The sequence below is a fragment of the Prosthecobacter sp. genome (assembly GCF_044227185.1).
Taxonomy (GTDB): Bacteria; Verrucomicrobiota; Verrucomicrobiia; order Verrucomicrobiales; family Verrucomicrobiaceae; genus Prosthecobacter.
In genome coordinates, this window is record NZ_JBGAFO010000003.1 from 572,394 (window position 1) to 585,032 (window position 12,639).

10 protein-coding genes are annotated in these 12,639 nt (G+C 61.8%); 6 read left to right on the forward strand and 4 right to left on the reverse strand.

Going from position 1 to position 12,639, the window contains the following annotated elements:
* Positions 1-41: 41 nt before the first annotated feature.
* From ACILSQ_RS10140 to ACILSQ_RS10150, 3 genes are all read right to left on the reverse strand, one after another.
* The gene (locus tag ACILSQ_RS10140; RefSeq protein ID WP_395743494.1) at positions 42-1,631 is read right to left on the reverse strand and encodes a VIT domain-containing protein; all 1,590 of its coding nucleotides are present in this window, start codon (positions 1,629-1,631) and stop codon (positions 42-44) included.
* Between the two features lie 60 nt (positions 1,632-1,691).
* Entirely contained in the window at positions 1,692-2,162 is a 471-nt protein-coding gene (locus ACILSQ_RS10145; RefSeq protein ID WP_395743495.1) for a MerR family transcriptional regulator, read from the reverse strand.
* A 251-nt stretch (positions 2,163-2,413) separates the two neighbouring features.
* Positions 2,414-2,929 carry a hypothetical protein gene (locus tag ACILSQ_RS10150; RefSeq protein WP_395743496.1) on the reverse strand — a complete coding sequence of 172 codons (516 nt, stop codon included), beginning with the start codon at positions 2,927-2,929 and terminating at the stop codon, positions 2,414-2,416.
* Positions 2,930-3,085: 156 nt separating this feature from the next.
* On the opposite strand from ACILSQ_RS10150, the gene ACILSQ_RS10155 reads away from it, so the two are divergent.
* The 5 genes from ACILSQ_RS10155 (at position 3,086) to ACILSQ_RS10175 (ending at position 9,743) form a co-directional block, all read left to right on the forward strand.
* The gene (locus ACILSQ_RS10155; RefSeq protein WP_395743497.1) at positions 3,086-4,969 is read left to right on the forward strand and encodes an ankyrin repeat domain-containing protein; all 1,884 of its coding nucleotides are present in this window, start codon (positions 3,086-3,088) and stop codon (positions 4,967-4,969) included.
* A 110-nt stretch (positions 4,970-5,079) separates the two neighbouring features.
* Positions 5,080-6,249, forward strand: coding sequence for a hypothetical protein (locus tag ACILSQ_RS10160; protein ID WP_395743498.1), 1,170 nt, complete (start codon positions 5,080-5,082; stop codon positions 6,247-6,249).
* Positions 6,250-7,050: 801 nt separating this feature from the next.
* Positions 7,051-7,824, forward strand: a complete 774-nt coding sequence (locus ACILSQ_RS10165; RefSeq protein WP_395743499.1) for a methyltransferase domain-containing protein — start codon at positions 7,051-7,053, stop codon at positions 7,822-7,824.
* A 48-nt stretch (positions 7,825-7,872) separates the two neighbouring features.
* Positions 7,873-9,060 (forward strand): FG-GAP repeat domain-containing protein, encoded by a 1,188-nt coding sequence (locus ACILSQ_RS10170; protein WP_395743500.1) that lies wholly within the window; start codon positions 7,873-7,875, stop codon positions 9,058-9,060.
* A 74-nt stretch (positions 9,061-9,134) separates the two neighbouring features.
* Positions 9,135-9,743 carry a L,D-transpeptidase gene (locus ACILSQ_RS10175; RefSeq protein WP_395743501.1) on the forward strand — a complete coding sequence of 203 codons (609 nt, stop codon included), beginning with the start codon at positions 9,135-9,137 and terminating at the stop codon, positions 9,741-9,743.
* A gap of 165 nt (positions 9,744-9,908) precedes the next feature.
* On the opposite strand, the gene ACILSQ_RS10180 is transcribed toward ACILSQ_RS10175, so the two are convergent.
* Positions 9,909-11,123 (reverse strand): glycosyltransferase family 4 protein, encoded by a 1,215-nt coding sequence (locus ACILSQ_RS10180; RefSeq protein WP_395743502.1) that lies wholly within the window; start codon positions 11,121-11,123, stop codon positions 9,909-9,911.
* A gap of 128 nt (positions 11,124-11,251) precedes the next feature.
* Here ACILSQ_RS10180 and ACILSQ_RS10185 point away from each other — a divergent pair, with 128 nt between their 5' ends.
* Positions 11,252-12,571 carry a hypothetical protein gene (locus ACILSQ_RS10185; RefSeq protein ID WP_395743503.1) on the forward strand — a complete coding sequence of 440 codons (1,320 nt, stop codon included), beginning with the start codon at positions 11,252-11,254 and terminating at the stop codon, positions 12,569-12,571.
* The last annotated feature ends 68 nt before the right edge of the window (positions 12,572-12,639 follow it).

Consider the following 12,639-nt stretch of genomic DNA (forward strand, 5'->3'; position numbering starts at 1 on the left):
GCGGGGCTGGTGAGGTGAATGCAGCGGCGTGGATGTGAAGGTCAAAAGACTGGCGCCACAGGCTGCCATCCGTGCGGCGGGCCGTGATGGCGACATGGGGATGCTGGCTTTCGCGAAGACGGACGGGAACGAGAATGACTTCGCCTGCGTGCAGGTCCGCGAGGGAGGTGGTGTCCTCGCTGGGGAGGGGGGGCTTCACCTTCCAGCCTGAGGTCGGTGAGGACTGGGCGGCGCAGCGAAACCGCGAGGGAGCGCACGGCTGCGGGGATGTCGTCCTTGGGCGTCATGAGCGCACAGCGGCCTCCCGTCTGGCGGGAGAGGCTTTTCAGAAAGGCGTCGTTCACGGCGTCATCGATGCCGAAGCAATGGACGGGCAGTGTGGAATGAGCGGGCTTTTTCAGGAGGTCCAGGATGGCTGGCTCGTTTCCTACCTGGCCGTCCGTGATGAGAATGAGGCGCGCCGTCTTCGAGGCGCCGTGGGTTTTGCGGACTTTCAGCACATGTTCCAAAGCCGGAAGGAGTTCGGTGCCGCCGGCGGTGCCCAGGCGTGCCAGCGTCTGAAACCCGCGGTCTGCCAGCAGTTCATCCCGCAGCATGAGTTTTTCGGCGAAGTCCTGATAGGCGCTTTCAAAGCAGGTGATCCAGATGCGGTCTCGGGCGCCTAGCTCGCGCACAAAGGCGTGCAGGGCTTCGGCGCATTTCTGCCACTTCTGGCCCTGCATGCTGCCGGAGCGGTCGAGCAGAAAATAGATGTCCTGCACGTGGTCTTCCCCCGCCACGGAAACATCGGCGGCCTGGGGCGCGCGCAGTTGGAGGAGGGCGTGGGTTTCCCCGTTTTGGACTGAGGTCCATGCGCGCGGTTGTGGTTCAATGGCTGTCTTTTCCTCCCAGCGGAGCACAAAGTCGCGGTCCGGGACTTCTTCCGCCAGCGCGAGTTCGATTTCGACCTGCTCGCCTTTTGGGAAGACCACAGCGGGGTGGGTGGGGCTGGTGAGGGAGGTGGTGGAGACTTCATCAGCATCAAAGATGCCATGCACATACAGAGTGGCGGCGTCGGGATGTGTGCGAGCGATGCGCGGTGGTGTGATGCGGGAGGCATCCGGCACCTGGTCAGTGTCATCCGTGCTGCCGCGTCCGGAATTGGAGCGCAGGAGAGGCTTTCCAGGGATGTAACGAAAACCGGGGCTGAAAGGAATGCGCAGGCTGAGCCGGGTGCCGAGGCGGTCCAGGGTTTCGAAATAGGCCAGGCGGATCACAATGGTATCTCCTGGCGCCGCATTGCCGAGCTGGAGAGTGAAGAGGTTGTCCCGCTCCATTTCGACCAGGGCGGTGCGGTGGCCCGCGGCCTTCTTTTCCTCCACCACGCGGCGGGCTTCTTTCTCCTCCATGACCACGGCGCGTGTGACGCGGCCGTTGATGATCATTTCACAGCGAAAAACCGCCGCGCTGCCCGGCAGCGGGAAGGTGTAGGTGACGTCGAGGGAATCGCGGGCGGTTTGTTCAAAGACCTGCTCCATTTCCACCACGGCCACTTCTCCGGTGACGCGGAAACGGGTTTCCACGTGGGAAAGCGGAAGATGGATGCGTGTGGACGAAAGCCAGGCGATGAGGCCGAAGGATGTGTGATTCATGGCTGAGCTGGATTGGGTTAGTGGATGTGAGACGAACTGCTGAAAGGGCATGAGGTGGTGTCAGGGCGTGGCCTGGCTCAGGATCTTCTGAATGGCCTCCATCTGCTCTGAGGTGAGCCTGAAGCCGGGGCGGCGGGCGACCAGCATGAATTCCGGGCCGAGCGGCCAGGTCTGCCAGGATTCCGGCTGCATGGGCGCGGGAGGCGCGGCGGGAGCGGCAGTGGCGACGGTGCGGCCGCTCATGATCTCCCGCAGGTCCGCGTCGCTGCGCCCAAAGAGGAGGGACTGGATGCGGGTGAGCGGCAGGCCTTCCGACTGCAGGACGCGCACACAGCAGGCCTGCAAAAAGTGGCGCTCCCCATAGCCGCTGCCGCCACCCTCCGTGGGTGCGTCCAGCACACCCATGGTCCGGTAGTAGCGGAGCGTGCGGACATGGGTGTCCATGGAAACCTGGCCATTGGCGGGAACCACACGGTGCTTCGAACACCAAGCGGTGACTTTCTCGGCCAGAGCATCGACGGTCAGGTTCACAAAGGGATATTATGACAGTAACACTGTTAATGCAAGTGGATTTGAAGACGTCGTTTTTTGCACCGGAGGCAGGACGTGGCAGCGGAGCCTTTTGCGCGCTATGGAAGCCAGCCGGATTCGTTTGGAGAGACGGGGATCTTTTCCCGCTTGCGGATCGGGAGCGAGTTTGCGAGCCAGTGCACGATATGAGCATGCAGACTGAAGCCAGCGCTTTTCGGGTGGTCTTTGTTGACCGGTGGGACCGCCCCATTTCAGGCAAAGAGAAGATGCATGCGACGCTGGAGGAGGCTGAGTCCTTCTGCCGCACGTCGGTGATCCGCAAGCTGGAAAGTCTTCATGAAAGCCAGCCGTCCCTGCAACGCGTCCTGAATCATCATCGAACCGAAGGGCAGCGTCCGCGCATCGAAGGGGCGTCGCTGGCAGAGCCCGTGTGTTTTGATGATTTTGCGCGCCACTGGATTGGTCAGAGGCTTTTTCCCGGGTGGGAGGAGATGCTGAACCGTCTGGCTGCGGCGTTGCCAGAAATCCCGCGTGGTGAATTTCGGTGGACCCACCATGGGAATTGGATGAAGAGGCATTGGAGGCCTGAGTGGCCTCATACAGCCGATCTCGAAAACCTCAGTCTTGGGATCGAGATGGAACCGACGTGCCTGAGCGAGGCTGTTTTCGCGGTATTCCGTCGGCACGCCTGGGAGGCGGGCAGGCTGGAGCTGCAGCATCTGGCAGAAAAGTGCTGGTCCCAAATGGAGCGGCTGACGCGCGGCCATTTTCTGGCAGGCTACAGCGAGGGGGAGAGATATGGGATAAACTCAGAGTGGCTTCTGTCCCACATGTGTGAAGCGGAGTTGAGCGCCGAAGGGGTGCTTGAGGTGGCCTGTGCCGCAGTGCAGAGTTACAGGCCCGAATTAGAAATACTCAGGGCCGTGCTCGACCATGGAAAGAGCCGTCTGCAAGACGAGGTGGAACGAATGGAACCCGCGGCGGAGGTGCAGTGGTCTCGTGATCGTGAAAGCGGGCTGGCGGCAGACGTGGCGTGGGCCAGCAGGCGGGTGATTGATCTGGTGCTGGAGGTGGCGGTGAAATCCGAGAACCTGGAAGGGGTGAAACTGGCGCTTGAGCATGGGGCAAATCCCAATGCGCGGATGCTGCGGGTGGAGGGCAGCTTCCGTGAGAGGCATACGGGCCTCAGTCTGGCCATGCGACTGTGCAAACCTGAGTTTGTGGAACTGCTGCTGAACCATCCGGGTATCGAGGCCGGCCCCGCCCAGGCCGTGGCACTGTGGTGGGCGCTGCGGAAGACGCACGACAAGTGGGTGGAAGTGCTCTGCGCCAAGGGCGTGGCATTTGAGCACGATGAGGTGCCGACCTGGGTTCAAGCGATGAACGCGGAGGAAAAGGCTGAGAGCTGCGGTCCGTTCAGCGTGTTTTTCCAACCGCAGGAGCTGGAGCTGGCGCGTCGGCTAGCGGCAGAGCTGCCATGCGTGCCGCCGGACCATGTCTCATGGTTTTATGAAGGCAATGGTCAGGGCGGCATGTGGCACACGGTGCTTGAGTCTCTGCTGGAGGCGGATGATGTGGGACGGCTGGAGCGTCTGGCAGAACTGGGGCTGTCTCTGAAACTGACGACGGCGGATTACGCTGCAGTGGCGCATGGCGGCAGTGCACGCTGCCTTGCCTGGCTGATGGAGCGATGGGGAATGCCCGAAGACAAGCGTGCCTTGATCCTGGCGCAGCTGCACGGTGTCCCGGTGCCGGTGAAGATCGAGCTGAGCTGTCATCAGTGGCGCAATGACAGCATTCCGTTTCACGTGGAGCTGCTGCGGGACACTCTGCATACTCTGGTGGCAGATGCGCGGCAGTGCCATCGTCTTTACGAGCTGATGATGATCCGCAGGCCGGGTGATGTGCTGAAATACCTCTGGGTGCGTGTGATCAATGTGCCGCGCTCCGTGGCATCCCGCTGTCGTGATGCGGCGGACAGGCAATGGCCTGCGGGCTGCCTGCCTTTGCTGAAATTTGACTCGTTTTTCTACTGGGCCTGGGACGACACTGAGCCTGAGTCCTCCACATGGCTGACGTACCGGGAGGGGGCGGAGTTTAACGAGACTTTGAACACGTTGTATGCGGAAGTGAGGCAGGCCCAGGATGAGCTGCGCCATTCGGATGATGTGTTGATCCAGGCGGAACTGCGCGGCATCGACCAGCAGACTCACCACCTGGATCGACAGCCGAATCCGCCGGTGGAGATCACGTGTCCTGGCGCTGCTTCGCATTCACTTGTCAGCCCCCGGCGCACGAGTGCCTACTACGACAGGCTGCGGGAAATCGTGGCGCGGCCGGATGTGCGCATTGTCTCCATGCACACCGGAGATGACTACCAGACGCTGCGCATTCTGTGTGCCGAGCAGCGCCGCAGGGCCATCGCCACGGGAAAGGCGCTGATGGATGCGCTGACGATTCATGTGCTGACAGACGGGCTGCCTTTCACGCGGGGATGGCGGCCGCAGATTGTCACCTGGCAGGAGGGGCTGGGGTATGGGGACCTGTTCATCGACGGAGGGCCCTGCCGGAGCTCAGACGATGACAAACCGACATACACCGAAGAGGGGATTTGCTACAACTTGCGGTTGTTCAAGATGCGGTTGTTTCTCACCCATCGTTCCGTTCCCGCGGGGGATGCAGGCTGGGCCCGCTACGAAGGCGTGGGATGGACATTTTTCGAAGATCTGCGAACGGACCAGGGCTATGCCGAGGGTATAGCGCATTCGATCGAAAGGCATAGTCATTGGCCCCGGGGGAAAGACTGAAGGCCTCTCAATCATTCAAGGAGGACGGGTCGGTCCCAAACAATTGAATCCGTCTGAAAATGCAGGGCGTATTTGCCTGTCACTCTCCCATGCCTATGATCGCCGCTCCCATGACCACTGTCCAAACCACTGCCCAAGGGCGTCAGTTTCCTAAATTCGATCTCTCGCGCCTGCTCGGTACCGTATTCAAGCCCACGTTTGGGCGGAAGATTTGCATTCTCATCGACCTGCCAGATCTCGCCGAAGCGAAAGATTATGCTTTCCTGAAAAATCCGGCGCGTCCGATCCAAAAGCGTGCGCATGACCACTTTTACCAAGGGCTGAAAAATGGCGTGGCCGAGGAGCTGGCGCTCAAGGGCGGAGAAATGTACGCCTACAAGCAGACGACGGGCAGCAATCTGGACCTGCCCGACCTGTGCGTGGACATGAGTGGCAGGGAGCTGAGCCTGGAGAAGGATGTGTATCCAAACTACGACATCATTCTGTGCATCTCCACCTTCTCCGCCACGGCGCCGCTGACGGCTTTTGCCAAGCAGTATGGCTTCCGCGGCGCGACTCTTCACGGAGTGAATGATGTCATCCTCAACTCCGGTCTCGCCGTCGATTACGAAGTGGTGAGCAAGGATGCTGAAAAGCTGCGCAAAGCCATGACGCGCGCGGATGCGGTGGAGATCGATTTCACGGTGGAAAACGGCCCCGACATGACGGTGCGCCTTGAGCTTGGTCAGCAGGAAGCGCAGAAAAGCCATGGCCTCTGCCAAGGAGATGCGCCCGACATTGCCAACCTGCCTGCTGGTGAAGTTTACTTTGTGCCGACGGGCGCCGAGGGCACTTTCCCGCTGAAGTATGAAGACGGCACGCTGGGCAAGCTGACCGTGACGAAAGGCTGCATCATCAAGGCGGAGCTGATCGCCGGGAATCAGAAGACCATCGACGAGCACAATGCCAAGCTGGCGGATGATCCGATGACGGGCGTGCTGGGAGAGCTGGGCTTTGGCACGCAGGTGCTGCCGGTTTCGGGCGCGGACATCCAGGATGAGAAGGTGCTGGGCACCTGCCATCTGGCCACGGGTCGTGACGACCATCTCGGCGGGCACATCACGCCTGCGCAGTTCAAGCGGCACCAGAACGCGACGCATGATGACATCCTGTTTGCGCCGCACAAGACGCCGAACTTTGACATCAAGCAGACGCGCATGTACCGCGATGGAGCGGTGACAGTGCTCAATGAGCATTTCCAGCCGTCGAAGTATTTGCTGGAGGCGCTTGCGACGGCATAAGGGCTGGGCAAAGCTCACCGCAAGGTGCCGATCATACTTCACATCAGCTGTCATTCTTGTCAGCAGGCGCCGCACTACGAACGGCGGTGCAAGTCTTTGGTGGGCGAGCATGCGAACGGGCCGCTTGTCTCCAGCACCTTTTCGGCTTTTGAGTCGCCTTCAGGCGACATGTTCTCGCTGCCGCATCCCGGGGAGGGCAGCGCCCTTGCCGGGATGGGAGAGGACTGGGGCATTGCGGCATCACAAGGGCGAATACTTGCGGGTTCCGTCATGACTTGCGACGAATGTGGCACTCTTGCCCAGGATCTGCGGGTGGCGCACGTCGTAGGTTGCGGGCTGCCTCCGGCAGTTGGAGTTTTGGCGGTGCTTGCTGCCTCGTTTGGAGGCGGCATGTCGCTGCCCGTTTCATTTGTGGCGGGGTTTGTTGCAATGTTCGGAGCGGGCTTATTTCTCGACCGTCGCAACAAGACACGATGGCAGGCCCGCAATGCCGCGCTGCGCCTCAGAGGCTGTCCCGCTTGTGCCGCAACTCGTCTCCGCCCACTGAGTGGAGGTGAGAGGCAAATGCCCTGCCCGCATTGTGGGCAACGAAGCGTCAGTTGTGAACGCTGGGGTATTTCGTGAGGAAGTGTGGCGGGAGATTCTGGCAGCTTTTTTTTGGTGGCCGCGTATCTACCTGACCGGCTGGTTTGGCTGGTTTCATGCACGGCATGATCGCACGGCGAGAGAAGATCTCGGCCCTTCTGATCAGGTTGTTGTGATGAAGCCGAGCCGTTGGCCGTCCTTCCTTTTTCCTCCTGCATGTCCACCATCACCACCGCCGAAACCCACGCCAACATCTACGAGACCCGTCGCCTGCTCGACGAATACCTGCTCTTCCACTACGGCCAGCCCTCCGAAGTGCTGCCTTGGGAGAGCGGCCCGCGGGAGGCGCTGGGTTTTCCAGTGCGCACGGTCATGGAGCTCATTGATCTTCCGCGCACGCCCTGCGAGGCCGTTGCGCTCGACCTCGGCTGCGCGGTGGGACGTTCGAGCTTTGAGCTGGCGACTTTCGGCGTGGGGGTGCTGGCCATTGACTACTCGCAAAGTTTTGTGGATGCGGCGGCGGCGCTGGCGCGGGATGGCAGCATGAACTACGAGCGCGTGGATGAAGGCAGCGCGCGGACGGCGCTGGTGGCCCGCGTGCCGGAGAACCTGCGGCGGGACCGGGTGCGCTTTGAGCAGGGGGATGCGATGAACCTGCGCAGCGACCTTGGCGACTATGACATCGTGCATGCGGCGAATCTGCTGTGCCGGCTGACGGATCCACTGAAGTTGATCGAACGGCTGCCGAGCCTGGTGCGGCCGGGCGGGCAGCTTTTGCTGACGACGCCATGCACGTGGCTGGAGGACTTCACGCCGCGTGGGAACTGGCCGCAGGGCTCGACGCGGGAATGGCTGACGTCTTTGCTGGAGCCGCACTTTGATTTGTCCAAGACCTGCGACATGCCGTTTTTGATCCGCGAGCATGCGCGGAAGTACCAGTGGAGCGTGGCGCTGGGGATGAGGTGGCGGCGCAAAGTCGCGGAGGTTTGAGTTTGCGCGATTGATTTCCGCCGGCGTTTACGTCTAGGCTGGGTGATCATGAAAAACGCTCTCCTTCTCGCCTCCCTTTTTGCCGCCGCCGCTGTGCAGGCGCAGACTCCGAATTTCAAAGAGCAGCAGATTGATGATGCGGTGGGCATCGGCTACGGGCTGGCGATCGCGGATGTGAACGGGGACCAGCGGCAGGACATCCTGCTGGCGGACAGCAAGGTGATCGTGTGGTATGAGAACCCGACGTGGAAGAAGCACATCATCGCCGAGCACCTGACGGAGAAGGACCATGTGTGCCTCGCGGCGCGTGACATCGATGGTGATGGAAAATGCGAAATCGCCGTGGGGGCGGAGTGGAACCCCGGAGACACGGTGGGCAGCGGCGCGGTGTTTTACCTGATCCCGCCGGCGGACCGCACGCAGAAGTGGGAGCCGGTGAGACTGACGCACGAGCCAACTACCCACCGCATGAAATGGGTGCGCAACCGGGGCGGACGCTATGACCTCATCGTGGTGCCGCTGCATGGACGCGGGAATGACAAGAACGGGGAAGGCGCGGGCGTGCGGGTGCTGGCCTACCACATGCCGGACGATCCGCGCAAGGAGTGGAACACCACGCTGGTGCAGGGGACGATGCACAAGACGCACAACCTGGACATCATTCCCGCTCCGGGCACTGAGGCGGAGAGCCTGCTGCTCGCCGGACGTGAAGGAGTGGTGCGGCTGGACCACACCGACAACGGCTGGAAGGAGCAGTGGATCACGCAGCACCCCAAAGACTCCACCGAGCTGCAGGGGGCGGGCGAGGTGCGCTGGGGTGCCTTTGCGGGCGGTCAGCCGTATGTCACCACCATTGAGCCGATGCATGGAGACAAGCTGGTGCTTTACACACCGAAGCCGGGCGGACCGAAAAATGGCGAGTGGCAGCGCCGTGTGCTGAGCGACCAGCTTGTGGACGGGCATGCCATCGCCACGCATGATCTGCTGGGGCTGAACAACCGGCAGATCGTGGTGGGCTGGCGTGCGCAGCAGAAGGTGGGCAAGGTGGCGGTGAAGCTGTTCTGGACGACGAAAGAGGACGGCAGCGGGTGGCAGGAGGCCTTCATTGATGACGGTGGCATGGCCTGTGAAGACGCCGTTTGTGCCGATCTGGATGGAGACCGCGATTTGGAAGTGATCGCCGCGGGCCGTCGTAGTAAGAATGTTAAGATTTACTGGAATCAGCGAAGCCAGTGAAATTTAATAGGGGTTGTAGGGACTAGGAGTCGGGTTGCAAGGGCGCGGGATGTGCTCATAAACTCATACCCGCTATGAGAGCCACACGACTTTTCATTTCTGCCGCATGCGCGCTTCTCCTGAGCCAGTGCGCCATTTCGGACTTCCCGCTGTTCTCTTCGCGCTCCGAAGTGGTGCGACGGCCGATGATGATCATGCCGCCGTTTTCCTCCCAGCCGGTGATGTATGTGTGGCATGGCAGCAGCAGGCCCGGTCCGCTGAGTGTGAACATCGACCTGAGCGAGCAGAAGGCCTACCTCTTCAAAGGCGGTGAAAACGTCGGCTGGACGTATGTCGCCTCAGGCCGGAGTGGTTTTGCCTCGCCCACGGGAACGTTCCGCATCATGGAGAAAATCGTGAACAAGCGCTCGAACCGCTACGGTATGATCGTGGACAGCCATGGAAATGTGGTGAACAGCAACGCGACGGCGGGCGTCTCCCGCGTCCCGCCAGGCTGCCGTTTTGTGGGAGCCAGCATGCCGTACTGGATGCGCATCACCGGCTATGGTGTGGGCATGCATGCGGGCCCCATTCCGAATCCTGGATCTCCGGCCTCACACGGCTGCATCCGCCTGCCGCGGGACATGGCCGAGACGATCTTTCAGCACGCTCCGGTGGGTGCGCGGGTGACGATCATGCGGTAGGGGAGGCCAAACCGTTTACGGTTGTTTACAGTGGCTGACGATTGTTGACGGTGGTTTGCCGGAAGGGCGAGCGCGGGAGCGATGGGTGATCTTGTGGTCCGTCACGCACGAGAAGGAGAGATTGGAAAACAACGGTCAACCCTCGTCAACAACCGTAAACCACCGTCAACTCTTCACGGCTTGAGCCAGGATTTCCTCGAAGCGCTGGAGCCAGGCCTGGGTGCTGGTTTCGCGGAGGAGCCACTGGCGGCCGGCGCTGCCGAGGAGGAGGCGGGCGGTGCCGGGGGTGGCTTCCATGGAGAGGACGTCCTGCACGAGGGCCTGGACGTCTCCGGGCTCATGCTGCAGGCCGGTGACGCCGTGCTGGACGATCTCGGTCAGGCCGCCTGATCTCGCGGCGAGCACAGGCTTGCGATAGTCGTAGGCTTCATAGACCACGAGGCCCAGGGGCTCCCACCAGGTGGAGGGAATGATGACGGCGCGGCAGCGGCGCAGGGCTTCGCGCTTGGTCTCGCCGCCGATGTGGCCGAGCTGGCCGATGTAGGGATTGGTGCGCAGGCGCTGCTGGACTGTGACGTGCAGGGGGCCCTCTCCGGCGATGTGCAGCAGCGGGGTGTTTTTGCCGAGGCGCTGGTGCAGTTCGTCCCAGGCATCCAGCAGGGGGAGGATGCCCTTGGTCTCCGCCAGACGGCCGATATAGAGGTAGTAGCCGGCGTCTTCGATCGCGGGTGGCTGGGGCATGGGGTTCCAGGAATGGCGCAGGGTGTGCACCCGTGCCGCGGGCAGGGCGCCGGTGCTGACCAGCTTTTCCCGCATGAAATCCGACACAGCGATCCAGGCCTTCACGCTTTTCAGCCAGCCGCTGCGGTGCAGCCCCTTGAGCATGAGCGCGAAGAGGGCGCTCTTCACCACGGAGCCCTGCCAGGCTCCGGCGCACACCTCCTTCCAGTAGCTGCCGTAGAGGGCATCGGGGGTGAGTTTGCCCTTCACCTGCAGCGTGCCGCCGACGGAGAAGGGGCGGAAGTTGTGAAGGAACTGCACCACGGGCAGGCGGCGCTTTTTGGCGGCGTGGTAGAGGGAAGGGGAGCCCACCGGATGGACATTGTGAAACACGGCCGCACCCGCGCCGGAGCTCTCCAGCGCGGACTCGAAGCGCTGCCGCGCATCGCGATTGTAGAATAGGCGCCGCGCCTGCTCGAGCCTGGAGGGGGCGCTTTCCCCCGTCCACTCCGCGCTGTCAAACTGGCACCAGGTGATGTCATGGCAGGTGGCCAGGTCCGCGTGGATCTTGTCCGCGATGAGGTCCTCCCCGCCTCGGAAGAGGTAGCGATTGAAGACATGCAGCAGGGCGCGGGGTGAATGGGGGGTGGCAGGAACCATCGAAAAGTGGGGAGCAAAGAAACCAGCGCCGGGCATTTGCCAAGCAGGACGCGGGCCACGGGCTGATTCTCGCATGAATTGCAGACCCGTCTTGCCTAATTTCCAGGCTCGTGATATTCACTGCCACCATGAAGCCCGCCAACCGCAGCCTCTTCATCGCGGCAGCTTTCGCCGCCGCCAGTGTTTGTGCGCAGGAGGCCGCACTGCGACCGTGGAAGGATGCGCAGGGAAGGGTCATTCAGGCCACCTTTGTCAGCGCCACCGCGGACAGCGTGACGCTGAGGATGGCGGATGGAAGGGAGCACCAACTGGCGCTGACCCGCCTGTGTGCAGAGGACCAGGCGTTCGTGAAAAGCCAGATGTCGGCTCCGGTCGCCACCCAAAAGGCGGCACCTGCCGTGGTCGCGCCTGCCCTGGACCGGCTGCCTGTGGAGAAGCGCACCTGGCCGGAGAATGTGGTGGTGCCCACCAAATCCATTGAGATTCAGGTTGTGGAGGAAAACCCTGCGGCGCGGAAGTTTCTCTACCGCTCTGAAGGCTTTGAATTCAACTCGCAGGCCAAGCTGGCGGGAAGTGTGATGAAGGAGGTGGCGCGGACCTTTGAGGCCACGAAGACGCTGGTCTCCTCCCTGCCCTGGGGAGTGGTGTGCAAGCCGCCGGAGGGATTTGAGCGCTACAAGGCGGAGCTGTTTGAGACGCGGAAGGACTACATCGCCGCAGGCGGGCCGGAAAACTCCGGCGGGGTGTACATGAGCGGGGACAAGATCTTCCGCGTGCCGTTTCCCAGCATCGGCCTGAAGCTGCTGGGGAAGACCTACGCGAAGGACGACAACTACGACGGCGGCACGCTGATCCATGAGATCACGCACCAGGTGATGGACGCCTACCTGACCTTTCTGCCAGTGTGGGTGATCGAGGGCACCGCCGAGTACACGGAGATGCTGCCGTACAATGCGGGGAAATTCCGTGCAGATGCGCACCAGAAGGGGATGAAGGACCACATTCAGGAAATGCAGAAGCGGGGGTATGCCGTGGAGATAGGCAGTCTGGAGGAGCACCTGACGATGCGGCGGGACAAATGGTCCGGCATCGCCAACACCTCGAACCGGAAGATGGGTGAGCTCTACTTCCGCTCCGTGCTGGCGGTGTATTTCTTCTGCCACCTGGACGGTGACAAGGACAAGAAGGGCCTGCGCTTCATCAAGTTCATGGACGCCGTGTATGGCGACACCGAGGCGCTGCGCACCTTTTTCAAAGACCCGCGGGTGAAGCATTTTCCAGACGGGCGCTTCAGCTACCCGACGAACTTCCCGCCGCCGGACATGAAGCCTGATTCCGCGCCCTTCAAGCACCTGGACCTGCTGCTGGACGGGCGGAGTTATTCACAAATCGCGAAGGAAATGACCGAGGCATACAAGAGCATCGGCGTCAAAATCTCGGTGGACTGAGCTGAGGAGGGAAAAAATCGCGAAAATAGCGCATTTCATGGGGGCTATTTCGGGGTTTACGCATGAAT